We start from the raw sequence: 24,135 nt of genomic DNA, 5'->3' as shown, positions 1-24,135 counted from the left end.
CCCCGTCGGGGGTGCGGGTCGCTCAGGCGGTGAAGCCCGCCCGGTCGATCTTGCGGTGGTAGCGCTCGCCGAGCTTCCCCCCGAGGATCGCGCCCAGCAGGGTGGCGACCAGGACGGCGACCAGCGCGATGATGCCGCCGGTCGTCGCGGTGCCCTCGTCGATCGGGATGCGCGGCAGGTCGAGGCGCTCCAGCACGTTGTACTCGGCGCCGAAGAGCAGCCCCGCGACGGCGAGCACGAGCACGACGGCCAGGCCGATGACCCACACCGCGATGCCCTGACGGGCGCCGTCGAAGCGCGCCATCCGGCCGGCCACGTAGCCGCCGGCGAGGTAGGCGAGGAACAGCACGACGAGCAGCACGATCCCGCCGGCGAGGCCGATGGTGTCGGCCTGGTCGGCAGCCTCGTCGGTGGAGTCGAGGCCCTGGGTCAGCCCGATGGCGACGCCACCGGCGCTGAGCAGCGCGACCAGCAGGACGGCGAGGCCGTTGGCGGAGAGCCAGCCGAAGAAGGCGGCGCCCCACTTGAGGCCGCCGTAGCGGGACCGCTGCGCGTCGACGGCGTCGCGTGCCGCGCCCCGGGTCGCCGAGGCGCCGGGGGTGTCGGTGGACGTGGGGTCGGGTGAGGCCATGGGGAGGTGCTCCAGAGGGAGGGGCGGTCGGTGGCGGAGCGGCGGCGGCGCGGGTCGGGACCCGCGCCGCCGCGAGGATCAGCTCCGGCGAGTGGTGGTCTCGTCGTCGAGCTCGATCTGCTCCTTGCGGACCGTCTCGTCGACAGTCTCCTGCTCCGTGACCGTCTGGGTGTCCAGGCGCACCCGCTCGACCGGGACGGCCTCCTTGTCCACGACGGCGCGCTCGGCGTGCAGGACGACCTCGTGCTCCTCCTCGGAGATGGCCGGCCCGTCGAGGGCACTGCCGACGTTGGCGTCGGTGATCGGCTCGCGCTCGAGCCGGATCTCCTCGTGGGTGACCGGCACGGTCTGCGTGACGTTCTCGCTGACCACGTACTTGCGCAGCCGGGCGCGGCCGGCCTCCACGCGCTCGGTGCCGACGCGGAGGTGCTCCTCGGAGCGGGTCATGGCGTCGTCGGTGGTCGGGCCGGAGGTGTCGTGGCCGACCGTGCCGTGGGTGTTGGTGCGGTCCGTCGTCGTCGTCGTGGTGTCGGCGAACTGCGTGCCCGTGCCGACGCCGTAGTAGCGGTAGAGGTCGGCCTCCTCGTCGGGGGAGAGGTGACCGTCGGTGTCGATCTGCGGCGCGTTCTTGACCTTGTCCTTGTCGTAGGGCAGGCGGAGGTCGCTGCCGGACAGGTCGGCCTCGGCGAGCGGGACGAAGGACTCCTTCGTGCCGAACATGCCGGTGCGGACGGTCGCCCACTCGGGACGGCCGGTCTCGTCGTCGAGGTAGACCTCGCCGACGGTGCCGAGCTTGCCGTCCGCTCCGTGGGCGGTGCTGCCGATGACGGTGCTGAGCTGCTGTTCGGTGATCACGTGCGCTCCTCGCGGGTTCAGGGCTGGGATTGCGGGTCGCTGTCTCTCCCCGGGGGTAGGTGCTCACCGCCGAGGGTCGCTTCCAGCCATGCCCGGCCGTTTACGACGTAAACAGCCCGCTGCACGTTTAGCCGATCAGTCGCGCGTGTCGCCCCGCCGCGGGGTCCGGCCCTCGCGCAGCACCAGCTCCAGGCGCTCGAGCAGGTTCTCCAGCGCCTCCTCGAACTCCGCCGCCGACTCGTCCAGCGACAGCAGCGGCTCCAGCCGCACGACCGTCGGGTACTGGCTCAGGTCCACCGCCTCCTGGGCCGCCGGAACGCCGTCCGGCTTGTCCTCGGCGTTGACCGCCACGCCCTTCTGCGAGACCTCCAGCAGCAGGTGACCGAGCAGGAAGCTGGAGTACGCCCGGTACGCCGACACCGCCGCCTCCTGGCTGAAGCCGCTGTCGATCAGCGCCACCAGGAACGACTCCACCCACCGCAGGCTGCGCAGCGGCGGCCGCACCCACGGCGCCGCCGGGGGACGGGTGGCGACCAGCGGGAAGACCTCGGGATGGGCCAGGGCGATCCGGCGGACGCCGTGGGCCAGGCGCTGCAGGTAGTCCTGCCAGCCGTGCCCGGGCTGGAGGTGGACGTCGGGGTCGCCGTAGAGCTCGTCGATGACGGCCTCGACCACGCCGTCGAGCAGGTTCTCCCGGCTGGGGACGTAGCGGTAGAGGGCCATGGCCTCGACGCCGAGGTGGGCGCCCAGCCGGCGCATGGTGAGGGCGGCGAGGCCCTGCGCGTCGATGAACTCGACGGCCGCGCCGAGGATCCGGCGGCGGTCCAGCGCGCCCCGCCCCGACCCGGGGGTGGCGGCCGTCAGCACTGCGGCCGCTCCACCGCGCCCCTCCGGGCTGTCGGGGTCGGCGTCCTCGCGGGGCTCGCTCACGGCTGCCCTCTTCTCCTCGATCGCGACTGTTCTCCGACGATCGTGCACCCCGGGCTGCTCACCGCGGCGGCCGAGGTCGTGTGAGGTCCTGTGCACCCAGCGTTGACGCCGTCGTGCACACGGGGAAACGACCGCCGCCGAGGCTCGTCCCGTGCCCGCCGCCGTCGTCCCCGAGTCCGCCGAACGCGGCGCGGGGTCCGTCCGCGCGACGGCGACGCACTGCCCGTACTGCTCGCTGCAGTGCGGCATGGCGGTCACCGCCGGGGACCGCCCGGCGACCCTCGTGCCGCTGGACTTCCCGACCAACCGCGGCGGCCTGTGCTCGAAGGGGTGGTCGTCGGTCGAGCTGCTCGACCACCCGGAGCGGCTGCTGCGCCCGCTGGTCCGCGCGACTCCCGGCGACCGGACCAGCCCGCTGGTCGAGAGCACCTGGGACGACGCCCTCGGCCGGGTGATCGAGGCGATCGGGCGCACCCAGCGCACCTACGGCCGCGACGCCGTCGGCTGCTTCGGCGGCGGCTCGCTCACCAACGAGCAGGCCTACCAGTTCGGCAAGTTCGCCCGGGTGGCGCTGCGCACCAGCGCCATCGACTACAACGGCCGGTTCTGCATGAGCTCCGCGGCCGGCGCGGCCAACCGGGCCTTCGGCCTGGACCGCGGCATGCCCTTCCCGCTCAGCGACATCGCCGGGGCCGACGTCGTCGTCCTGGTCGGGTCCAACCCCGCGGACACCATGCCGCCGGCGATGCAGTGGTTCGACGCCGGACGCGAGCGCGGCGCGCAGCACGTCGTCGTCGACCCCCGGCGCACCGCGACCGCCCGGCACGCAGAGCTCCACCTCCAGCCGCTCCCGGGCACGGACCTGGCCCTGGCGAACGGGCTGCTGCACCTCGCGATCGCCGAGGGTCTGGTCGACGAGGCGTACGTCGCCGAGCGGACCACCGGCTTCGACGACGTCCGCGCCGGTGTCGCCGCCTACTGGCCCGACCGGGTCGAGCGGCTCACCGGCGTCCCCGTCGAGCAGCAGCGCCGCACGCTCCTCACCCTCGCCCGGGCGGAGAAGGCGATCATCCTGACCGCCCGCGGCGCGGAGCAGCACCGCAGCGGCACCGACACCGCGCAGGCGTGGATCAACCTGGCGCTGGCCCTGGGGCTGCCCGGCAGGCCCGGCAGTGGCTGGGGCACGGTCACCGGCCAGGGCAACGGGCAGGGTGGGCGCGAGCACGGGCAGAAGGCCGACCAGCTGCCCGGCTACCGCTCGCTGGCCGATCCCGCCGCCCGCGCGCACGTCGCGGCCGTCTGGGGCGTGGACCCCGACGATTTGCCGATGCCCGGCCGCAGCGCCTTCGAGCTGCTCGACGCCCTCGGCACCGAGGGCGGCGTCCGGACGCTGCTGGTGCTGGCGTCGAACGTCGCGGTCAGCGCACCCGACGCCCGCCGGGTGATCAGCCGGCTGCGCGACCTGGACTTCCTCGTGGTCAGCGACTTCTTCCTCTCCGAGACCGCCGAGCTCGCCGACGTCGTGCTGCCCAGCGCCATGTGGGCGGAGGAGGCCGGCACGATGACCAACCTCGAGGGCCGGGTGATCCGCCGGCGCCGGGCGCTGGACCCCCCGGCCGGCGTCCCGGACGACCTGCAGCTGCTCGCCACCCTGGCCGAGCGCCTGGGCGCCGGCGCGCTGTTCAGCGGCGACCCCGAGACGGTCTTCGGGGAGCTGGGCCGGGCCAGCTCCGGCGGGACGGCCGACTACGCGGGCATCAGCTACGCGCGCATCGACGACGAGGACGGCGTCTTCTGGCCGTGCCCGTCGCCGGAGCACCCCGGGACGCCGCGGCTGTTCACCGAGCGCTTCGCCACCCCCGACGGGCGGGCCCGCTTCCTGCGGGTCGAGCACGTCGAGGCGCACGAGCCGCCGGACGGCGAGTACCCCTACGTGCTCACCACCGGCCGGGTGCTCGCCCAGTACCAGTCCGGCACGCAGACCCGGCGCTCGCGCAGCCTCTCGCTCATCGCACCGACGCCGCGCGCCGAGCTGCACCCCGACCTGGCCCGGCGCCTGGGGATCGCGCAGGACGACGTGGTGGAGCTGGCCACCCGCCGCGGCCGGGCGCGCTTCCACGCCCAGGTCACCGACGCGATCCGGCCCGACGTCGTCTTCGCGCCCTTCCACTGGGGCGGCGGGTCCAGCGCCAACGCGCTCACCGACCCCGCGCTCGACCCGACGTCGAAGATGCCCGCATTCAAGGTCTGCGCCGTCGCCGTCACCCGCGTCGGCGGGCCCGAGGAACTGATCCCGCCCCCCGACGCCGCCACCCAGCCCCGACCGACCGCCCACCGTCCACCGGCCGGCACCGAGCCCCGCAGCCCGTCCCGGAAGAGGAGCACCCGCGTGAAGAGCACACCCCGTTTCCTGCACGGCGTCTACCCGATCAGCGGGGAGGGGCTGACCAAGCCCGGCCCGATCGACGCGGCGCTGCGCTACACCGTCCCCTCGGGCTGCTCCGCCCAGGCGCTGTACTTCCGCGGCGGCAACTCCACCGGGGAGCTGGTCTACGTGCTGCTGCTGCGCGACGGCGAACCGATGCGCTGGTTCCCGATCGGGGCGAAGGCCGACACCCACGTGCCGCTGCGGGTGGTCGAGGACCTGCCCGGCGGCTCGGTGATCGAGCTGCACGCCGCAGCACCCGAGGGCGTCACCGGCGAGCTCGTGCTCGACCTCGGGCTGGTGGAGGTCTGATGCGCGGGCCGGAGTTCCGGGTGCTCGGCGGGCGCCCCGAGGGCGTGACCTCGCTGCACGTCGACGACGAGCTGGAGACGCGGAGCCGGATCGTCGTCGTGGGCAACGGCATGGCCGGGGCCCGGTTCGTCGAGGAGGTGCTCGACCGCGGCGGGGACGAGCAGTTCTGCATCACCGTCCTGGGCGACGAGCCGCACGGCAACTACAACCGGATCATGCTCTCGCCGGTGCTGGCCGGGGAGTCGCACGAGGACGAGATCGTGCTCAACAGCCACGACTGGTATGCCGACAACGGGGTCACCCTGCGGGCCGGTGTCCGTGCCGAGCGGATCGACACCGCCGCCAAGCAGGTGCACGCCGACGACGGCTCGGTCACCCCCTACGACCACCTGGTCCTGGCCACCGGCAGCTACTCGTTCGTCCCGCCGATGAACGGCGTCCGGAAGGACGACGGCTCGCTGCTGCCCGGCGTGTACGGCTTCCGCACCATCGACGAGACCCGGGCGATGCTCGAGGCCACCGGCCGCTGCCGGCGCGCGGTGGTCATGGGCGGCGGTCTGCTCGGGCTCGAGGCGGCCCGCGCGCTGCAGGGGCACGGGCTGCAGGTCGAGCTGGTGCACGCGATGCCGTGGCTGATGAACGCCCAGCTGGACGCGGAGGCCGGCGCGATCCTGAAGCGGAGCGTCGAGTCCCTCGGCATCACCGTGCACCTCGACGTCCTGGCCACCGAGGTTCTCGGCACCGAGCACGTCGAGGGGGTCGTGCTCAAGGACGGCCGCCGGCTGGACTGCGACCTGCTCGTCGTCGCCGCCGGGGTGCGCCCGCACACCGACGTCGCCGTCCGGTCGGGGCTGGAGGTGGAGCGGGCGATCGTCGTCGACGACCAGCTGCGCACCGACGACCCCGACGTCTACGCCATCGGCGAGTGCGCCCAGCACCGCGGCTCGGTCTACGGCCTGGTCGCCCCGGCGTGGGAGCACGCCAAGGTGCTCGCCGACGTCCTCACCGGCACCGACCCCGACGCCGAGTACACCGGCAGCCGCACCGCCACCAAGCTCAAGGTCGCCGGCGTCGACGTCGCCGTCATGGGGGTGAGCACCCCCGAGCGGGACGACGACGAGTTCCTGGTGATCTCCGAGCCCAAGCGCGGCGTGCACCTGTCGGTGGTCATCCGGGACGACAAGCTGGTCGGCGCGACCCTGCTCGGCGACACCCGCAAGGTCGCCTTCCTGACCCAGGCCTTCGACCGGGGCGCGCCGCTCCCGGAGGAGCGGATCCGGCTGCTGGTCGACCTCTCCGACGGCGCGGCGGAGATGGGCGTGGCGGAGATGCCCGCCGACTCCCAAATCTGCAACTGCAACGGCGTCTCCAAGGGCGACATCTGCGGCGCGGTCGCCGACGGCTGCGGCAGCGTCGGCGCGGTCATGGACCGCACCCGCGCCGGCAAGGGCTGCGGCTCGTGCAAGTCCCTGGTGAAGCAGATCGTGGAGTGGGCCGCCGACGGCGAGGTCACCGAGGACGCCTCCGCCTCCTGGTACGTGCCGGGCATCCCGCTGGCCAAGCCCGAGCTGATGGCCGCCATCCGGGAGCAGGACCTGCGTAGTGTCTCGGCGGTCTTCGCCGCGCTCGCGCCGGCCGGCAAGGAGGACGCGAAGTCGAAGATGGGCCTCACCTCGCTGCTCAAGCTGATCTGGGGTGCGGACTTCGTCCCGCAGAAGGACGGCGAGTTCATCAACGACCGGGTGCACGCCAACATCCAGCGCGACGGCACGTTCTCCGTCGTCCCGCAGATGAAGGGCGGGGTGACCACGCCCGCACAGCTGCGCCGCATCGCCGACGTCGCCGAGAAGTACGAGGTGCCGATGGTGAAGGTCACCGGCGGCCAGCGGATCGACCTGCTCGGCGTCCGCAAGGAGGACCTGCCGGCGATGTGGTCCGACCTCGGCATGCCCAGCGGCTACGCATACGGCAAGAGCATGCGCACGGTGAAGACCTGCGTGGGCTCGGACTTCTGCCGGTTCGGCCTGGACGACTCCACCCAGCTCGGCATCGACCTGGAGACCCGGTTCCAGGGCATCGAGAGCCCGGCGAAGATCAAGATGGCCGTGGTCGGCTGCCCGCGGAACTGCGCCGAGGCCTACGTGAAGGACGTCGGAGTCGTGGCCGTCGGGGGCGGGAAGTGGGAGGTCTACGTCGGCGGGGCGGCCGGCGCCACGGTGCGCAAGGGCGACCTGCTGGCGACCGTCTCCTCCGCGCAGGAGGTCATGACGCTGACCGGCCGGTTCCTGCAGTACTACCGGGAGAACGGCAACTGGCTGGAGCGCACCTACGACTTCGTGCCCCGGGTCGGGCTGGAGGCGATCCGGGCGGTGCTGGCCGACGACGAGGCGTGCACCGACCTCGACGCCGGCATCCAGCGCTCGATCGACGCCTACACCGATCCGTGGGGTCAGGACGCCGGTGAGCCGGCCACGCCGGGTCAGTTCCGGACGTCGCTGCCGCTGGTCGACCTGCCGATGGTGCCGGTCCGATGAGCCTCACCCAGACCGCCGCTACCGACAGCCCGGCGATCGGGACTCCGACCGAACACGTCGTCGGCCGGCTCGACGAGATCCCGATGGGGGAGGGGCGGACCTACGTCGTCGCCGGCGTGCAGGTCGCGGTGTTCCGGCTGCGCGACGGCTCGCTGCACGCCACCCAGGCGGCCTGCCCGCATGCCGGGGGACCGCTGGCCGACGGGCAGACCGACGTCGACGTGCTCGTCTGCCCGCTGCACCTCTACGCCTACCGGTGGTCCGACGGCGGTTCGTCCGGGGGCGCCGGACCGCTGCGGCTGTTCCCGGTCCGCGAGCAGGACGGCGACCTGCTCGTCACCGCCTGACCGGACTTCCTGCACCGAAAGTCCGCTCCCCAGCCGGACTTTCTGCACCGAAAGTCCGTGGGGTCAGCGGTCGGCGGGGCGGGCGCGGACGTGCATCCGCTCGCCCTGCGGCCCGAACAGCACGAGCCCCTCGGCGGGCTCCGGGAACGGGTTGGAGAGGGCGTGCGGCACGCGGGTGTCGAACTCGACGACCTCGCCGGCGCCGAGCACGAAGTCGCGCGGGCCCAGCAGCAGCCGGATCCGGCCGGACAGCACATACAGCCACTCGTAGCCGTCGTGCACCTTCTGCTCGGTGTCGCCGACGCGCCAGCGGGGCGGGAACTCCATCTTGTAGGCCTGCGGCCCGCCGGTCTGGCGGGACAGCGGGATCAGTGTCGTGCCGTCGTTCTGGATCGGACGGCCGTGCACCCGGGGGTCGTCCGGTGCCGGGGTGTCGACCAGGTCGTCCAGCGCGACGCCGTAGGTGCGGGCCAGGGGGAGCAGCAGCTCCAGGGTGGGACGGCGGCCGCCCGACTCCAGGCGGGACAGCGTGCTCACCGAGATACCGGTGGCGTCGGCGATGTCGCCCAGCGTGGAGCCCCGGTCGGTGCGCAGGGCGCGGAGCCGCGCGCCCACGTTCTGCAGGACGTCGTCGTCGGTCATGGCCGCCAGTTTGCCATACCAGCAATGCTCCTTGCCGGAGTCGCACGGGTGGGCGGACAGTGACCGGCATGGACGAGCGATACGACGTGGTGGTCATCGGAGGCGGCGCGGCAGGGCTGAGCGGAGCGCTCACCCTCTCCCGCGCCCGGCGCAGCGTGCTGGTGGTGGACGCGGGGGATCCCCGCAACGCACCGGCCGGGCACGTGCACAACTACCTCGGCCGGGAGGGCATCCCGCCGGCGGAGCTGCTCGCGATCGGTCGTGGGGAGGTGGAGAGCTACGGCGGCACGGTGGTGCCCGGCCGCGTCACGGGGCTGGACCGCGACGACGACGGGTTCCGCGTCGACCTGGACGGCGGCGGACAGGTGCGGGCGCGGCGGTTGCTGCTGGCCACCGGGCTGGTCGACGACCTGCCCGACCTCCCGGGTGTCGCCGAGCGGTGGGGGAGCACGGTGCTGCACTGCCCGTACTGCCACGGCTGGGAGACGCGGGACCGGGCGGTGGGCATCGTCAGCACCGGTCCGATGGGCGTGCACGCCGCCACGCTGTGGCGGCAGTGGACCGACGACGTCGTCCTCTTCGTGCACACCGGCACGGAGCCGAACGACGAGGAGCTCGAGCGGCTGGCGGCCCGTGGGATCCGGGTGGTGCGCACCGAGGTGCGCGGCCTGGAGGGCGGTGCCGACGTGCGGCTCGTCGACGGCGAACTCGTGGCGCGCGACGCGCTCGTCGTCGCGACGCGGATGGTCGCCAACGCGGAGCTGCTGGCCGGCCTGGGTGCGACGCCGGTGCCGATGGAGATGAACGGCGCCGTCCTGGGCACCTACCTGCCGGCCGACCCGATGGGGCGCACCGACGTCCCCGGGATCTGGGTGGCCGGCAACGCCGGCGACCTGAGCGCGCAGGTGATCGTGGCGGCCGCCCAGGGGCTCCGAGCCGGAGCCATGATCAACGCCGACCTCATCGAGGAGGACACCGCGCGCGCGGTGGACGCGCAGCGGAGCGTGGCGGCATGAGCGAGCACGAGCACGGGGCCGGGCCGGCGCGGGAGCCCGCGATCACCCGCGAGGGCTACGAGGAGCTGTACGGGTCGGCGCCGGCGGTCTGGACCGGCCGACCGAACGGCCAGCTCGTCGCCGAGGCCTCCGAGCTGCCGCCCGGCACCGCGCTGGACGCCGGGGCAGGGGAGGGCGGTGACGCCCTCTGGCTGGCCTCGCGCGGCTGGCGGGTCACCGCGGTCGACTTCTCGCCGGTGGCGTTGGGGCGCGGTGCTGCGAAGGCGGCCGAACTCCTGCTGACCGACCGGATCGAGTGGCGGCACGAGGACCTCGACGCCTGGACGCCGCCCGAGCGCGCCTTCGACCTGGTGACCGCGCACTACCTGCACTCGTCGTGGACCGACCGCGACGCGCTGTTCCGCAGGCTCGCCGCCGCGGTGGCGCCGGGAGGCACGCTGCTGGTCGTCGGGCACCAGCAGGGCGAGGCCTGGGGCTCCGGGCACGCGCACGCGCACGAGGCGGGCGCCCTCTACACGGCTGAGGACGTCGCGGCGGTGCTCGACCCGGACGAGTGGGCCGACGTCGTTCCCGAGACGCGCGACCGCGATCCGGGCGCCGCGCACCGCACGGGCAACCCGGTGCCGGACACCGTCCTGGTCGCGCGACGGCTGTAGGGGCGCCGGCAGGTGACTCAGGAGCGGGGGAGGCCCAGCGCGGCGAGGGCCTCGGCGACGGCGTCCTCGTGCAGCAGGTCCAGCGCCAGCAGCCGGTGCAGGAGCACGCCGCGCCGGGTGAGCCGCAGGTCCGCGGCCCGCAGCCGGGGCACGGTCGAGCCCGGCCGGGGCGCGGTGAGCGGCGGGTCGAGCAGTCCGGCGCGCTGCAGGTCGGCGACGTCCTCGCGGGCGCCCCACTCCGACCAGCCCCGCGGCTCGTCGGGCAGGGGAGCCATCGGCAGCGGCACCCGGTCGCGGCGGCCGACGGCGGCCAGCAGCCCGAGTCGGCGCCAGCTCAGGTCGTCGGCCAGCCGCAGCGCCCGGCCGGCGACCTCGGCGTCCAGGTCGGGGGAGCAGGCGGCCTCGGCGAGCAGGTAGCCGAGGTGCCGCACCCGCCGCTCGTCGGCGGACCGGCGGGCCGCGGCGACGACGGCCTCGGCCAGCTCGTCGGCGGCCGGCCGGCTGCCCGGGCGGGCGGCGAACCAGCCGTCGGACCGCGCCGGGCGGCCGGCGCGGTGCTGGGTGGCCGCGTACTCGACGGCGAAGGCCAGGGCCGCGCCGGCGCGGACCCGCTCACGGGGCACGGGTGCGACCGCGGCCTCGGTCGCGGCGGTGCGCAGGCAGGCGGCGAGGGAGGCGTCGACCTGCACCAGCGCGGCCGAGGGGTCGAAGACGACCGTGGCCGCCGCCCGGCTCATCGAGCCGGCCACCGGGGCGCCCTGCTCGATCAGGGTGCGGCCGGGCAGCTCTGCGGTCTCCTCGGGGGCGGTCACCCCGTGATCATCGCCAACCGGACGCCGGTCCTGCACGCCGGCGGCTCCGACCTCACCACAGCGGGGCAGCGCCGGTGAGCGGAACGGAACACGAGATCAGCCGCAGGGCGACGCCGGGGAAACCCGGAGCGGTCACCGTTCCCGCATGGCCGCTCCCACCCAGACCCGACCCACCGTCGTCTCCGCACCGCCGCCGCGGGGCGGCGGCAGGTGGATCGACGACTGGCGCCCGGAGGACCCGGAGTTCTGGGAGTCGACCGGCAAGGGCGTCGCCCGTCGCAACCTGTTCTTCTCCGTGTTCAGCGAGCACGTCGGCTTCTCCATCTGGAGCCTGTGGTCGGTGCTGGTGCTCTTCCTGCCCGAGCCGGTGTTCGGGATCGACCCGGCCGGCAAGTTCCTGCTCACCACCCTGCCGACGGCGCTGGGCGCCTTCGTGCGGCTGCCCTACACGTTCGCCGTCGCCCGGTTCGGCGGCCGCAACTGGACGATCGTCAGCGCCGCGCTGCTGCTCGTGCCGACGATCGCGACCGCCGTCGTCCTCGAGCCCGGCGTCTCGTACGGCACGCTGCTGCTGGTCGCCTGCCTCGCCGGCGTCGGCGGCGGCAACTTCGCCAGCTCGATGGCCAACATCAACGCGTTCTACCCCGACCGGCTCAAGGGCTGGGCGCTCGGCCTCAACGCCGGCGGGGGCAACCTCGGCGTCCCCGTCGTCCAGCTGGTCGGGCTGCTCGTGCTGGCGACGGCGGGTGCCGAGCACCCCCGGCTGGTCCTCGTCGTCTACATCCCGCTGATCGTCGCCGCCGCCGTCGGTGCGGCCCTGGTCATGGACAACCTGACGACGGCGCGCAACCAGCCGCGGGCCATGCGCGAGGCGGCCCGCGAGCCGCACACCTGGATCATGTCCTTCCTCTACATCGGCACCTTCGGCTCGTTCATCGGCTTCGGGTTCGCGTTCGGCCAGGTGCTGCAGAACCAGTTCACCGACTCCTTCGCCACCCCGCTGGCCGCGGCCTCGCTCACCTGGCTGGGGCCGCTGCTCGGCTCGCTGATCCGGCCGGTCGGCGGTGCCCTGGCCGACCGGTACGGCGGCGCGCGCATCACGTGCGCGAACTTCGTCGCGATGGCCCTGGGCGCGCTCGTCGTGTGGACGGCGAGCCAGGTGGAGTCGCTGCCGCTGTTCGTCGTCGGCTTCGTGCTGCTGTTCGTGCTCAGCGGTCTCGGCAACGGCTCGACCTACAAGATGATCCCGGCGATCTTCCGGTCGCAGGCGCTGCAGCGGGTCGCCGACGGTGGCGACGCCGAGGCCGCCGACCGGCACGCGCTGCGGATGTCGGGTGCGCTGATCGGCATCGCCGGTGCGGTGGGCGCGTTCGGTGGCGTGCTGGTCAACCTGGCCTTCCGGCAGTCGTTCATGACCACCGGGACCGGCGACTCGGCCTACCTGGTGTTCATCGCGTTCTACGTGGTCTGCGTCGTCGTCACCTGGGTCGTCTACCTGCGCCCGCAGGCCGCGCACTCCGTCTGATGTCGTCCTCCGGGCTCCACCGCGGCCAGGCGACGACTCTCGTCCCGTTGAGCACCCACCTGATCCGCGACGGGGAGCCTCCGGCCCCGCCCTCGCGGATCAGACCTGTCGGTGGGTGGTGCCAGGATCCGGGCATGGCGATCGAGGTACGACCGGCGAGCGAGTTCGACGACGTCGCGACGATGCTCGGGCCCAAGCGGCCGGACGCGCAGTCGTGCTGGTGCCTGAGCTACCGGCTGCTCAGCTCCAAGGAGAACCAGGCGCTGGTCGGCCCGGCGCGGGGCGAGCGGGTGCGCGAACTGGTGCGGGAAGAGCCGCAGCCCGGGGTGCTGGCCTACGACGGCGACGAGGTGGTCGGCTGGGCCGCCGTCCACCCGCGCGCCGACACGAGCTTCGCGAAGAACCGCCGGATCCCGCACGTCGACGACCTCGACGTCTGGGCGCTGTGGTGCGTGCGCGTCCGGCCCGGTCACCGCGGCCAGGGCATCGCCCACGAGCTGGTCACCGGCGCGGTCGAGTTCGCGCGGGCCCACGGCGCACCGGCGGTCGAGGGCTACCCGGTCGACAACGACGGCGCCAAGGTCGACCTGACGATGGCCTACGTGGGCACCCGCTCGCTGTTCGAGCGCGCCGGCTTCACGAAGGCCGCGGACACGACGTCGGTGCTCAACGGCTTCCCGCGCGTGATCATGCGGCTCGATCTCCGGTAGGGCGGCGCTCAGACCGCCAGGCGGTAGCCGCGCTTCACGACGGTGGCGACCAGCGGCGCGCCCAGCGCCGCCCGCAGCCGCGCCACGGCCATCTCGACGGCGTGGCCGTCCCCGCCGCCGGGCAGGCAGTCGACCAGCTCGGCGCGGGGGACGACGGTGCCGGGCCGGCGGGCCAGTGCCCGCAGCACGCCCATCGGCCCGGGTGCCAGCTCCACCACCCGGCCGTCGACGACGGCGGCGTGCCCGCGCACCTGGAGGGTGTGCGCACCGACCTGGCGCACCGGGTCGCGCTCGGGCAACCGGGCGACGACCTCGCGGGCGAGCGCGCCCAGCCGGGCCCGCTCGGGCTGCCGGGTCGGGATGCCGACGGCCTCCAGCGGGCCGGCGGTGACCGCGCCGACGGCGACGGCCAGCACGCGATCCCGCAGCGAGTCGACGAGCTCGTCGCGCCGGCCGAGCTCCGCGGCGACGGCGAGCAGGCTGGCCGCGGCGGGCGCGCTGGTGAAGGTGACCGCGTCGACGGTGCCCGCGAGCACGGCGGCGACCAGCCGGCGCACCGGTGCGACGTCCTCGGGCAGCACCCAGCGGTAGACCGGCACGGTCAGGACCTCGGCGCCGGTCGCGCGCAGCCCCTCGACCAGGTCGGGCAGGGGATCGCCGTGCAGCTGGACGGCGATCCGCCGACCCTCCAGAGGACCCTCGGCGCCTGACAGCAGGTGGGACAGCACCTCGGCGGAGGACTCCGACTCCGGCGACCACGCGTCCACCAGGCCGCCGCCGCGGATCGCGCCGCGCGCCTTGGGCCCGCGGGCCATCACCCGGGCGTCGCGCAGGTGCTCCACCAGCGGCAGATCCCACGCGTCGGCGGCCTCCAGCCAGCCCCGGAAGCCGACGCCGGTGGTCGCGACGACGAGGTCGACCGGCGCCTCCAGCACCCGCCGCGTGGCAGCCACCAGTTCCGTGTCGTCGGACAGCGGCACGATGCGGATCGCCGGTGCGTAGACCACGCGGGCGCCCCGCCGGTCCAGGAGCGCGCCGAGCTCCTCCTTGCGGCGGGCAGCGGTCACCGCCACGGTGTAGCCGGCCAGGGGCAGCTCGGCAGCGGTGCCCGGATCGGCATCCGATTCGCTCACGTCGTCCCCCTCGTGGCCGGCGGTCGGCCCATCGTGCGTGCCCGGCGTTACCGGCATGTGTCGTCCAGGGGTGCGAAGCGCCCGGACGTGAGCGGAGTCACCGGAGCGCCGTCCACCCGGAGGTGCGCGCGGCGGCGGGTGTCCTCGCGGGCGAACTCGGCGGCCTCGGTCGCCAGCCAGCGGTGCCAGTGCGGAGCCATCGCCGTCCCGTCCCGCGCGAGCCCGCGCTCCAGGCGCAGCGGGGCGGGCGCCTCGACCCACACCCGCAGCGTCGTCCACGGGTCGAGCCGGCGCGGGGAGCTGCCGCACCCCTCGACGACGAGCACCGGCGCCGGACGCACCGGAACCGGTACGTCGTCGAACCGCCCCGCCGTCCAGTCGAAGCGGGAGTATGCCCCGGGTCGTCCGGCGGCGAGCGGCCGCAGCACGCCCGCCTCGAGGCGGGCCACCGCACCGGTCAGCGTCCAGCCGGCGTAGAGGTCGTCCATGTGCACGAGCTCGGCCGCGTCGCCGAGGGCCGCCACCAGCCTTCCTGCGAACGTGGTCTTGCCGGAGCCGGCGGGCCCGTCGACGCAGACCAGCCGGGTCCCGCCCAGCAGCGGGGGAGCGGCGAGCAGGTCGGCGGCCAGCCCGCCGAAGGTCAGCGCGCGGCCGGCGTCCACGTCGGCACCGGTCCGCCGCTGCCGACGACGAGGCCGCGGCTGGCCAGCAGCCGCAGGTGGGCGTCGGTCTCGGTGACGGCGAAGATCCGCATCCGCCGCTCGTACTGCTCCCACGGCCGCGACCAGGTGAGGTGCGCGGCCAGCTGCCAGGGCGTGGAGTGCGGGTGCGTCGCGATGGCGGCGAGCAGTTCGGCGAGGCGGTGCTCGTGGTGGGCGGTGAGCGAGTCCACCCGGTCGGCCAGCCCGCGGAAGCGCCACTCGTGCGCCGGCAGCACCTCGACCGGGTCCAGGTCCCGGACGGCGGCCAGCGAGTCGAGGAAGTCGCGCAGCGGATCCCCGCCACGGGCGTTGGTGGAGATGTTCGGGCTGATCCGGGGGAGGACGTGGTCGCCGGAGAAGAACAGTCGCGTGTCCTCCTCCGCGAAGCACAGGTGCCCGGGGGTGTGCCCCGGCGTGTGCACCGCGCGCAGCCGCCAGCCGGGGAAGTCGGCGTGCTCGCCGTCCTCGAGCAGCCGGTCGGGCACGGCCATCGACGTCCAGCTGCCCATGTTCTCGGCCGGTCCGACGTCGGCCACGGCCTCGTCCCGGTCGGCGCCCAGGCCGACGAGGAACTCGATCTCGGTGTCCACCGCGGACTGCGCGCCCGCGGTCGTGAGGCGCCGCACCGCCGTGGCATCGGCCGGGTGCATGGCGATCCACGCGCCGCTGGCCTCGCGGACCCGGCCGGCCAGCCCCAGGTGGTCGAAGTGCAGGTGGGTGACGAGCGCTCCGCGTACGTCGGAGACGTCGCCGCCGATCGCGGCCAGGCCGGCGGTGAGCGCCGCCCACGACTCGTCGCTGCCCCACCCGGTGTCGATCAGCCCGAGCCCGCCGCCGTCCAGGGCGAAGGCGTAGATGCTGTTGTAGCGGAGCGGGTTGTGCGGGATCGGCACCGGGATCGACCACAGGTCCTCGCGCAACTGCTCGACCGGGGGCAGGGCGCGGGCCTGCCACGCCTCGTGCTGGGCGGTGCCGGAGATCTCCACGTCCGGGCACTCTGCCAGCCGCGACCCCGGCGCCGGCTGTCACCATGGGGGCATGTCCGGTCCCGCCACCGCCACCCCTGCTGCCGTGAGCGCCGTGCCGCGGCGGTTCCGGCTGCTGCTCGTCGTCCTGGCCGGGGTCGTGCTCGCCGTGACGGTGGTGGTCGTGGTGACACTGCCCTCGACGACGAACACCGTCGTCGACTACGGGGTGGTCGACCAGTTCGCGCTGGCCGGCATCGGCATCCTGCTCGCGGTCGGCGTCCTGCTCCTCGGCCGGTCCCGCGTGGACGCCGACGCCTCGGGCGTGCGGGTGCGCAACCTGTACGTGAAGCACGAGCTCCCGTGGCAGGCCGTGCGGGCCGTGCGGTTCGACCGGAAGTCGGCCTGGGGTTCCCTGGCGCTGGAGAACGGCGACGAGGTCTCGATGTGGGGGCTGCAGGCGGTCGACGGCGAGTACGCGGCGCGCGTGGTCGAGCGGCTGCGCACGCTGCACGCCGCCGCCCGGGCGAACGATCCGGTGCGCCCGCCACTGCTCTACGACAACTGACCGCCGGACGACTGATCACGGTGTCGCGCGGCCCGGGAATGACTCCCGCCGCACGGACGCTGTAGGGTGGGCGTGCCTCCCCCCGCTACATCGAGGCGCGCGAACCAACCAGCGGCCCCGCCCCGGGCCGCTGATCCAAGAGGAGCCCGCTCCCACCTGACGCCGTCCAGGCACTCAGGTCCCCGGATCGCGAGAACCGACCCTGGTCGGCGCTCGCATCCCGCATCCGTCCTCGGACGTCTGCGGACCCCGGAGAGTGGGCCCCGTGAGCAGCTGCTCGCGGGGCCTTCGTTCTCTCCGCATCCCGGGACGGGCGGCTCCTCACAGGCAAGAGCAGAGGAGAGGCCATCACCGAGCCCCGCATCAACGACCGCATCCGCGTCCCCGAGGTCCGCCTGGTCGGACCCGAGGGCGAGCAGGTAGGCGTCGTGTCGATCGGCGAAGCGCTGCGTCTGGCCCAGGACTCGGAGCTCGATCTCGTCGAGGTCGCTCCCATGGCCCGGCCGCCGGTCTGCAAGCTCATGGACTACGGCAAGTTCAAGTACGAGGCCGCGCAGAAGGCACGCGATGCCCGCCGGAACCAGACGCTCACCGTCATCAAGGAGATGCGGCTGCGCCTCAAGATCGACCCGCACGACTACGAGACCAAGAAGGGCCATGTCGTCCGCTTCCTCAAGGGCGGCGACAAGGTCAAGATCACCGTGATGTTCCGTGGGCGCGAGCAGTCGCGACCGGAGATGGGCTACCGGCTGCTCCAGCGGCTGGCCGCCGACGTCGCCGAGCTGGGCGTCGTCGAGTCCAACCCCAAGCAGGACGGCCGGAACATGGTCATGGTGATCGCCCCGCACAAGAACCAGGCCGCCACCGACGCCGCGCGACGCACCGCGAAGCAGGAGAAGGCCTCGGCGTCCGAGCCGGCGAACGACGAGCAGACCGCACAGGCCTGATCGATCGCCTGCGTTCGACCGCACGACCGAAGACGGCGGGTGCCGGCCGGCAGCTGCACGCTGCCGCGGGCACCGACATCCAGACGAAGAGGACCAGAGACATGCCGAAGATGAAGACCCACAAGGGCACCGCGAAGCGCGTGCGCGTGACCGGCTCCGGGAAGTTGGTGCGCGAGCACACCAACAACCAGCACAAGTTCGAGGTCAAGTCCTCGAGCCGCAAGCGCCGCGTGAGCGGGATCGGCGTGCTGTCCCCGGCCGACGCTCCGCGGATGAAGAAGCTCCTGGGCCTCTGAGCGCCCCCTCACCACTGACCTTTAGAAGAACAGGAGCACTTCCGTGGCACGCGTGAAGCGGGCGGTCAACGCCCAGAAGAAGCGCCGTAGCGTCCTCGAGCAGGCCAGCGGTTACCGCGGGCAGCGCTCGCGGCTGTACCGCAAGGCCAAGGAGCAGATCCTCCACTCGGCCACCTACAACTACCGCGACCGGAAGGCCCGCAAGGGCGACTTCCGCAAGCTGTGGATCACCCGGATCAACGCCGCGGCGCGTCAGAACGACATGACCTACAACCGGTTCATGCAGGGTCTGAAGCTCGCCGGCATCGAGCTGGACCGTCGCGTCCTGGCCGAGCTGGCCGTCAACGAGCCGGCGGCCTTCGCCACGCTCGTCGAGTCCGCCCGGGCCGCGCTCCTCGCGAACCCCGAGGCGACCGGCGCCGCTGCCTGATCCAGGCGACACCGTCCGACGCCGTCGGTGCACGACCCTCCGGGGCCGGGCACCGGCGGCGTCGGTGTCTGTGCGGCCGGGAGAGCCGAGAAGAGGAGCGTCGAGCATGAGCGAGCTGCTGACCGAGCGGTCGGCGCGGATCGTGGCCGCGCGCAAGCTGGTCCGCCGCGCGGGCCGGGACGCCGCCGGCCTGTTCCTCGCCGAGGGGCGGCAGGCCGTCGTCGAGGCGCTCGCCGACCCCGACGGCGTCTCCGAGGTGTTCGCCACCGAGGCCGCCGCCACGGCGCACCGCGACCTGCTGGCCGGCGCCTCCGTGCCGGTCCGGCTGGTCACCGAGAAGGCGGCGGCGGGCCTGTCCGAGACCGTCACCCCGCAGGGGCTGGTCGCCGTCTGCGCGCTGCGCGACGTCCCGGCGGACGACGTCCTCGCCGCGCCGCCCGCGCTCGCCGTGGCGCTCGCCGAGCTCGCCGACCCGGGCAATGCGGGCACCGTGCTGCGGACGGCGGATGCCTGCGGCGGCGGTGCGGTGGTGTTCGGCGCCGGCTCGGCCGACCCCTACGGCGGTAAGGCCGTGCGGTCCAGTGCGGGCAGCCTGTTCCACCTCGACGTCGTCCGGGGTGCCCCGCTGGAGGAGTTCCTCCCCGGGTGGCAGGACGCCGGCGGCACGGTGCTGGCCGCCGACGGCGGGGGAGAGGTGGCCCTCGACGAGGCGGCGGCGGACGGGCGGCTGGCCGGGCCGGTGCTGTGGCTGTTCGGCAACGAGGCCCGCGGCGTGCCCGCGGAGCTCGCCGCCCTGGCCGACGCCCGGGTGCGCATCCCGATGCGTGGCCGGGCGGAGAGCCTCAACCTCGCCGCCGCCGCCGCGATCTGCCTCTACACGACCCAGCTCGCCCAGCGCTGACGGACTTTCTGCACCGAAAGTCCCTAGATGAGCTGTGCGCGCTTCCAGAGGCGCTCGGACGAGCCACCGATCAGGCCCTGCCCCCGCAGGAACGACACCAGACCGGCCGACGCCGCGCGCAGCTTGGCCGCGTAGTGCTCGTTGGCCCGCGCCGCGGCCTTCGCCGTCGCGGGGTCGAGGCCGACGGAGGCGTACACCTCGGGCTGGACGAGGTTCTCGGCGACGATCGCCGCCACCGCGGCGACGACGGTGCGGTGCCTGCGCAGCTGCCACGTCGAGAGCTCCGGCGTGCGGCGGGCGACCTCCTCCCGGGCGAAGCGCATGTGCCGGGCCTCCTCGACGACGTGGATCTGGCTCGTCGCCCGGGTCAGCGGCTGGACGCGGTCGTCCTTCATGAGGTCGCGCTGGAAGATGTCGAGGATCTCCTCGGCCACCAGGATCGCGGCGTAGGCGGCCGGGCCGTCGCCCTTGGCGGCGAAGGCCTTGCCGAGGCGCAGGATCTTCTTCGGCGGCTGGTAGGACGGCGCGCCGAAGGTCTCCGCCGTGCGGGCGAACATGACCGAGTGGCGGCACTCGTCGGCGATCTCGGTCAGCGCCCACTGCACGTGCGGCTGGGCCGGGTCGTCGCCGTAGATGTCGCGCAGGACCAGCTGCATCAGCAGGCACTCGAACCAGATGCCGACGCCGGAGATGGAGCAGTACTCGTGGATCGTGAGCGTGACCCGCTGCTCCTCGGTCAGCCCCTCCCACAGCTCGGTGCCGTAGAGGCTGGACCACTCCGGCGAGAGGCCGTAGAGGTGCTCGGGGATCGGCGCGTCCCAGTCGATGTCGACGACCGGGTCGTAGGACTTCTTGGCGGCGGAACCGAGCAGCCGCGCCGACAGCGCCTGCCGGTCCACCGGGACCTTGCGCGTGGCGGAGGCGTGGGCGGCGGTACCGGAGGGCAGTGTTGCGGTCATGAGCGGTCTCCCTCGATCGTCGAGTGGGGCTGAAGGAAAGGTAGCTGTTACGGTGAAACACATGCAACCCGCGGCGGTCGACACGCCGTCGGTCGACGCGCCCGACGCGCCCACGGACGGCCGGCGAGCGCGGTGGACCGAGCACCGGCGTGCGCGGCGGGAGGATCTGGTCACCGCCGCGGTGGAGGCCGTGCGGGTGGCCGGCCCCGAGTTCGCGGTCGAGGACGTCGCCCGCAGCGCGGGGGTCTCCAAGACGGTCATCTACCGCTACTTCAGCGACAAGGACGAGCTGGTCGACGCCGTCCTGGGCCGGATCTCCGACGCGATCCTGCTGCCGCGGCTCATGGGTGAGCTGGTCGCCGACCGCGCCGACGACCGCGCGCAGCTGCACGCGGTCATCGCCGCCTTCGTCTCGCTGATCGAGGACGAACCGGCGCTCTACCGGTTCGCCTACGCCCACGCCGGCCGGTCCGGGCGGGCGGACCTGGTGGCCGCCACCGAGCGGGAGATCGCCGAGGCGCTGGGTGTGCTGATGGGCGAGCGGCTCGCGGCCGCCGGCCGGTCGCCGGACGCCGCGCTCACCTGGGCCTACGGCGTCGTCGGCATGGTCCAGCTGGCCGCGCACTGGTGGTCGGCGGCGCGGACGGTGCCCGCCGCGCAGCTGGTCGACCAGCTCACCGACCTCGCTCACGGCGGGCTGGGCACGCTGCTGCCGCCCGGACGCTGACCGACCACACCCGAGCACCCCACGGAGGAGCCGATGAGCGAGCACGAGGAGCCCGAGGGCTACGACGGCGAGGTGACCGTCGCCGTCGACGGGGAGCCGCCCCGCAGCGCCCGCGCGGTGCTGGGGGCCCGGTTCGACCCGCTGGCCGGCTCGGTGGTGTGGTCCGGGCGGCTCGCGCTGGCGGTGCCGGCGCGCACCCGGCTGGAGCTGACCACGCCGCACGGCAGCGGCCGGGCCGAGGCGACCGAGCCCGATGCGTGGGGCAACACCCGGGTCACCGGGATCGGCCGGCCGCCGTTCCCGGTCGAGCTGCTCGACGGCGCCGCCGAGGTCTGAGCCGGCTCAGCGACGGACGGCGGTCTCGCCGCCCGCGGCGATGCCGAGCAACCCCGGGACGTCGTCGGCGTCGACGGGGCACAGCGCCGTCCCCACGCGGACGCCCAGCGAGACCTGCTCGCCCGCGACGACGAAGGGCGCGCCGACGGCGTCGGCCAGCGCGGCGGCGATGCGGGCCACCTCCGGGGCCGCGGTGGCGGGTGCCAGCTCGGGCACGGCGACGGCGAACCGGGTCGCGCCGAGCCTGCCCACCGGGTCCCCGTGGCGCAGCCGGCCCTGCAGCCGCAGGACGGCGGCCCGCAGGACGTCGTCCGCGGCGTCGGGACCGAACCGCTCGGCGAGGACGCCGACGCCCTCCAGGTCGACGGTGAGGACGGCGAGGAGGCCGCCGCCGGTGCGGGCGTCCCAGGTGGCGACCTCGAGCAGGTCCTCGGTCCGCCGCCGGCTGGGCAGCCCGGTGGCCGGATCCGTCCCGCCGAGCTCCGCCAGCCGGGTGCGGTGCTCGGGTTCGGGGGACCTGGGCGACGGGATCGGAGCCGGCGCCGTCGCCGGCGCGGTCGGGACGGCGCCGGGGCGCGGGGCGACGCGGGAGAGCAGCGCGCAGGCCGCCTCGACCACCGTGGCCCGCTCGTAGGTGAGGGCGTACTCGAACTGGCGGTCCATGTCGGGGCCGGTCGAGCCGAGGTCGCGGGCCAGCAGCGCCACGGCGAAGTGCGGACCCAGCACGACGACGTCCCACTCGTCGCGCACCGGATCGCCGGGGGCGAGGGTGGCACCGCGGACGCCGGGCAGGGGCTCGGCGTCCAGGCCCTCGCCGACCGCGCAGACGAAGCCGGTGGCGGCCGCCAGCTCGGCGTACCGACGCTCGGTCGACGGCGTGACGTGCCGGGCCTCCTGGAAGGTGGACGCGACCACGCAGGTGTCGCCGACGCCCACGGCCTCGCGCTCGAGCTGCTTGCTCAGCTCGACCAGCAGCGACTTGGGCGAGCGGCGCAGCCGGGTGCCGCGGGGCAGGCAGCCGAACGGGGAGTCCGGATCGTCGTCGGTCGCCTGGGGCTCGGGGGCGGGCAGGACCAGCGAGCCGGCCGGGCGATCGGGGTGCGCACCGGCCGCCGGGCGGCCGAGGAACCAGCCCTGCCCGAGGACCGCCCCGAGCGAGAGCGCGGTGTCCAGGTGTGCCTGCGTCTCGATGCCCTCTGCCAGCACGAGCGCGCCGGTGCTCTCGGCGTAGGCGTTGACCGCGTTCATGACCCGCGCGATCGCGGGGCCGGGGCGGCCCTGGACGAGCCGCAGGTCGAGCTTGACGACGTCGGGACGCAGCAGCGGCATGAACGACAGCGACATGGGGTCGGCGCCGACGTCGTCGAGGGCGATGCCCCAGCCGAGGCGGCGGACGCGCTCGACGGTGCGCAGCAGCTCCGCGGGTCGGGCGGCCAGCGCGCGCTCGGTGACCTCCAGGACGACGCGCAGGTCGCCGGGCGCGGTGGCGGCGATGGCCAGCAGGTCGGCCAGCGGCGCCGTGTCGAGCACCTCGGGCTCGACGTTGACGAAGACGGTGGTGGGAGCCAGCAGACCGTGCTCGACCGCGCCCCGGAACGCGGCGGCGCGACAGGCGCCGTCCAGCTCGGCGAGGCGGCCGGCGGCACGGGCGGCGGCGAACATGGCGTCCGGGTTCGCGAGCGGCCCCTCGGGGCCGCGGGCCAGCGCCTCGTAGGCGACGACGCGGTCGCTGTCGAGGTCGACGATCGGCTGGAAGACGCTGTGCACCCCGCCGTCGAGCACCCGGTCGAGGGCATCGGCGAGGGGGGCGGGGAGATCGCGGCGCACATCCTGACATCGGCCGCCCGGGGTCGGAGGGTGAGCCGAGCACGTCGCTCCCACCCCGAAGGGGGAGGCCGCCTCAGCCGGGGAGGGCGATGAGGACGACGGCGGCCGCAGCGGCTCCCACCCCGGCCAGCTGCGTGCCGACCAGGCGTTCGCGCAGCAGGACCAGGGCCAGCAGGACGGTGGTGACCGGGTAGAGCGAGGCGAGCACCGCGGTGACGGCCAGCGGGCCGTCCTGCTGGGTGGCGAGCAGGAACAGCGCGTTGGCGCCCATGTCGCCGACGCCGGCGAGCAGCACCACCGGCAGCCCGGTCCGGGGGACGTGCAGCGGGCGGCCGGCGGCCAGGCCGAGGAGCACGATCAGCGTCAGCGACAGCACTCGGGCGCCGACGAGCGGGGTGAGACCGGCGTCGGCGGGGGCCTGGTCGAGCAGCACGAAGAACACCCCGAAGCCGGCGCCGGCGGCCACGGCCGGTGCGTAGGCGCCGGGTCGGGCCGTGCGCAGCGAGGTCAGCCCGCCCTCGGCCGCCACCAGGAGGACGGCGACCAGCGCCAGCGCGATGCCGACCGAGGCCGCCGTGCCCACGCGCTCGCCGAGGACCAGCCCGGCCAGCACCGGCACGGCCGCGCCGGCGACCGCGGTGACCGGCGCGACCACGCTCATGACGCCGACGGCCAGTGCGCGGTAGAAGAGCACCATCGCCGCCGTGCCGGCCGCACCGGCCGCACCGCCCCAACCGAGGGCGGCGACGGTCAGGTCGCCGGCCAGCCAGGGGAGCAGCGCGAGGAGGGCGAGCAGCCCGACGGCCTGGGAGACCGCCACCACCGCGAGGGCCGGGGCCCGCCGGCTGGCGATGCCGCCGCAGAAGTCGCTGGCCCCGTAGAGGAGCGCCGAGGTCAGCGCGAGCAGCACCGCCACCTCGGCCTCCGACCCGTCCGCTCCCGCGCCGCGG

25 protein-coding genes are annotated in these 24,135 nt (G+C 74.4%); 14 read left to right on the top strand and 11 right to left on the bottom strand.

Annotated features, from left to right (window positions below; translation table 11 throughout):
- Window positions 1–22: 22 nt before the first annotated feature.
- The 3 genes from CRP29_RS15900 to CRP29_RS15890 form a co-directional block, all read right to left on the bottom strand.
- Window positions 23–631, bottom strand: a complete 609-nt coding sequence (locus CRP29_RS15900; RefSeq protein WP_097196069.1) for a hypothetical protein — start codon at window positions 629–631, stop codon at window positions 23–25.
- A gap of 78 nt (window positions 632–709) precedes the next feature.
- Window positions 710–1,486, bottom strand: a complete 777-nt coding sequence (locus CRP29_RS15895; protein WP_097196068.1) for a DUF2382 domain-containing protein — start codon at window positions 1,484–1,486, stop codon at window positions 710–712.
- A gap of 135 nt (window positions 1,487–1,621) precedes the next feature.
- Window positions 1,622–2,416 (bottom strand): TetR/AcrR family transcriptional regulator C-terminal domain-containing protein, encoded by a 795-nt coding sequence (locus CRP29_RS15890; protein WP_097196067.1) that lies wholly within the window; start codon window positions 2,414–2,416, stop codon window positions 1,622–1,624.
- Between the two features lie 151 nt (window positions 2,417–2,567).
- Here CRP29_RS15890 and CRP29_RS15885 point away from each other — a divergent pair, with 151 nt between their 5' ends.
- Genes CRP29_RS15885 through CRP29_RS15875 form a run of 3 tightly spaced genes read left to right on the top strand, consistent with a single transcriptional unit; the run spans window position 2,568 to window position 8,034 of the window.
- On the top strand, window positions 2,568–5,153 hold the full coding sequence (locus CRP29_RS15885; protein ID WP_245852879.1) for a molybdopterin oxidoreductase family protein: 2,586 nt from the start codon (window positions 2,568–2,570) through the stop codon (window positions 5,151–5,153).
- Window positions 5,153–7,687, top strand: coding sequence for a nitrite reductase large subunit NirB (nirB, locus tag CRP29_RS15880; protein ID WP_097196066.1), 2,535 nt, complete (start codon window positions 5,153–5,155; stop codon window positions 7,685–7,687). Before CRP29_RS15885 ends, nirB begins: the two co-directional genes overlap by 1 nt.
- Window positions 7,684–8,034, top strand: a complete 351-nt coding sequence (locus CRP29_RS15875; protein WP_097196065.1) for a Rieske (2Fe-2S) protein — start codon at window positions 7,684–7,686, stop codon at window positions 8,032–8,034. The genes nirB and CRP29_RS15875 overlap by 4 nt, the downstream gene beginning before the upstream one ends.
- 63 nt (window positions 8,035–8,097) lie before the next feature.
- Here the strand turns inward: CRP29_RS15875 and CRP29_RS15870 are convergent, their stop codons facing one another.
- On the bottom strand, window positions 8,098–8,676 hold the full coding sequence (locus CRP29_RS15870) for a helix-turn-helix domain-containing protein (RefSeq protein ID WP_097196064.1): 579 nt from the start codon (window positions 8,674–8,676) through the stop codon (window positions 8,098–8,100).
- 68 nt (window positions 8,677–8,744) lie between these two features.
- Between CRP29_RS15870 and CRP29_RS15865 the strand changes: the two genes are divergently transcribed.
- On the top strand, window positions 8,745–9,692 hold the full coding sequence (locus CRP29_RS15865; protein ID WP_097196432.1) for an NAD(P)/FAD-dependent oxidoreductase: 948 nt from the start codon (window positions 8,745–8,747) through the stop codon (window positions 9,690–9,692).
- Window positions 9,689–10,348: a class I SAM-dependent methyltransferase gene (locus CRP29_RS15860; RefSeq protein ID WP_097196063.1), complete on the top strand. Its 660-nt coding sequence runs from the start codon at window positions 9,689–9,691 to the stop codon at window positions 10,346–10,348. The genes CRP29_RS15865 and CRP29_RS15860 overlap by 4 nt, the downstream gene beginning before the upstream one ends.
- 17 nt (window positions 10,349–10,365) lie before the next feature.
- Here CRP29_RS15860 and CRP29_RS15855 read toward each other — a convergent pair whose 3' ends face one another.
- A complete protein-coding gene (locus tag CRP29_RS15855) occupies window positions 10,366–11,160 on the bottom strand; it encodes a hypothetical protein (RefSeq protein WP_097196062.1) in 795 nt (264 codons plus the stop codon).
- Between the two features lie 145 nt (window positions 11,161–11,305).
- Between CRP29_RS15855 and CRP29_RS15850 the strand changes: the two genes are divergently transcribed.
- Together CRP29_RS15850 and CRP29_RS15845 are read left to right on the top strand one after the other, a co-directional pair.
- Entirely contained in the window at window positions 11,306–12,685 is a 1,380-nt protein-coding gene (locus CRP29_RS15850) for an MFS transporter (protein ID WP_097196061.1), read from the top strand.
- A gap of 134 nt (window positions 12,686–12,819) precedes the next feature.
- The gene (locus tag CRP29_RS15845) at window positions 12,820–13,395 is read left to right on the top strand and encodes a GNAT family N-acetyltransferase (protein WP_097196060.1); all 576 of its coding nucleotides are present in this window, start codon (window positions 12,820–12,822) and stop codon (window positions 13,393–13,395) included.
- Window positions 13,396–13,403: 8 nt separating this feature from the next.
- Here the strand turns inward: CRP29_RS15845 and CRP29_RS15840 are convergent, their stop codons facing one another.
- From CRP29_RS15840 to CRP29_RS15830, 3 genes are read right to left on the bottom strand one after another with little or no spacing between them, the layout of a single operon-like run.
- Window positions 13,404–14,528 carry a uroporphyrinogen-III synthase gene (locus CRP29_RS15840; RefSeq protein WP_245852877.1) on the bottom strand — a complete coding sequence of 375 codons (1,125 nt, stop codon included), beginning with the start codon at window positions 14,526–14,528 and terminating at the stop codon, window positions 13,404–13,406.
- 47 nt (window positions 14,529–14,575) lie between these two features.
- A complete protein-coding gene (locus CRP29_RS15835) occupies window positions 14,576–15,190 on the bottom strand; it encodes a nucleoside/nucleotide kinase family protein (protein ID WP_097196058.1) in 615 nt (204 codons plus the stop codon).
- Window positions 15,169–16,215: an MBL fold metallo-hydrolase gene (locus tag CRP29_RS15830; RefSeq protein ID WP_097196057.1), complete on the bottom strand. Its 1,047-nt coding sequence runs from the start codon at window positions 16,213–16,215 to the stop codon at window positions 15,169–15,171. The genes CRP29_RS15835 and CRP29_RS15830 overlap by 22 nt, the downstream gene beginning before the upstream one ends.
- A gap of 52 nt (window positions 16,216–16,267) precedes the next feature.
- Between CRP29_RS15830 and CRP29_RS15825 the strand changes: the two genes are divergently transcribed.
- The 5 genes from CRP29_RS15825 to CRP29_RS15805 all read left to right on the top strand — a co-directional run bounded on the left by CRP29_RS15825 (window position 16,268) and on the right by CRP29_RS15805 (window position 19,336).
- Window positions 16,268–16,762: a PH domain-containing protein gene (locus tag CRP29_RS15825; RefSeq protein WP_097196056.1), complete on the top strand. Its 495-nt coding sequence runs from the start codon at window positions 16,268–16,270 to the stop codon at window positions 16,760–16,762.
- A 347-nt stretch (window positions 16,763–17,109) separates the two neighbouring features.
- Entirely contained in the window at window positions 17,110–17,709 is a 600-nt protein-coding gene (gene infC / locus CRP29_RS15820; protein WP_091989525.1) for a translation initiation factor IF-3, read from the top strand.
- A gap of 101 nt (window positions 17,710–17,810) precedes the next feature.
- Window positions 17,811–18,005: a 50S ribosomal protein L35 gene (gene rpmI, locus CRP29_RS15815; protein WP_097196055.1), complete on the top strand. Its 195-nt coding sequence runs from the start codon at window positions 17,811–17,813 to the stop codon at window positions 18,003–18,005.
- Between the two features lie 43 nt (window positions 18,006–18,048).
- Entirely contained in the window at window positions 18,049–18,435 is a 387-nt protein-coding gene (gene rplT / locus CRP29_RS15810; RefSeq protein WP_097196054.1) for a 50S ribosomal protein L20, read from the top strand.
- 106 nt (window positions 18,436–18,541) lie between these two features.
- Window positions 18,542–19,336, top strand: a complete 795-nt coding sequence (locus tag CRP29_RS15805; protein WP_097196053.1) for a TrmH family RNA methyltransferase — start codon at window positions 18,542–18,544, stop codon at window positions 19,334–19,336.
- A gap of 23 nt (window positions 19,337–19,359) precedes the next feature.
- Here the strand turns inward: CRP29_RS15805 and CRP29_RS15800 are convergent, their stop codons facing one another.
- Complete coding sequence (locus CRP29_RS15800; RefSeq protein WP_097196052.1) at window positions 19,360–20,295, bottom strand: AurF N-oxygenase family protein; 936 nt, start codon at window positions 20,293–20,295, stop codon at window positions 19,360–19,362.
- Window positions 20,296–20,356: 61 nt separating this feature from the next.
- On the opposite strand from CRP29_RS15800, the gene CRP29_RS15795 reads away from it, so the two are divergent.
- Window positions 20,357–21,022, top strand: a complete 666-nt coding sequence (locus tag CRP29_RS15795; RefSeq protein WP_176523012.1) for a TetR/AcrR family transcriptional regulator — start codon at window positions 20,357–20,359, stop codon at window positions 21,020–21,022.
- 33 nt (window positions 21,023–21,055) lie between these two features.
- On the top strand, window positions 21,056–21,358 hold the full coding sequence (locus CRP29_RS15790; protein ID WP_097196050.1) for a DUF4873 domain-containing protein: 303 nt from the start codon (window positions 21,056–21,058) through the stop codon (window positions 21,356–21,358).
- A gap of 6 nt (window positions 21,359–21,364) precedes the next feature.
- Here the strand turns inward: CRP29_RS15790 and CRP29_RS15785 are convergent, their stop codons facing one another.
- Together CRP29_RS15785 and CRP29_RS15780 are read right to left on the bottom strand one after the other, a co-directional pair.
- A complete protein-coding gene (locus tag CRP29_RS15785; protein ID WP_097196049.1) occupies window positions 21,365–23,185 on the bottom strand; it encodes an EAL domain-containing protein in 1,821 nt (606 codons plus the stop codon).
- Between the two features lie 73 nt (window positions 23,186–23,258).
- Window positions 23,259–24,101: an EamA family transporter gene (locus CRP29_RS15780; protein WP_097196048.1), complete on the bottom strand. Its 843-nt coding sequence runs from the start codon at window positions 24,099–24,101 to the stop codon at window positions 23,259–23,261.
- Between the last annotated feature and the right edge of the window lie 34 nt (window positions 24,102–24,135).

The organism is Blastococcus aggregatus, assembly GCF_900221005.1.
In the GTDB taxonomy this organism is placed as follows: domain Bacteria; phylum Actinomycetota; class Actinomycetes; order Mycobacteriales; family Geodermatophilaceae; genus Blastococcus; species Blastococcus aggregatus.
This window is presented reverse-complemented; position numbering and strand designations above follow the sequence as displayed.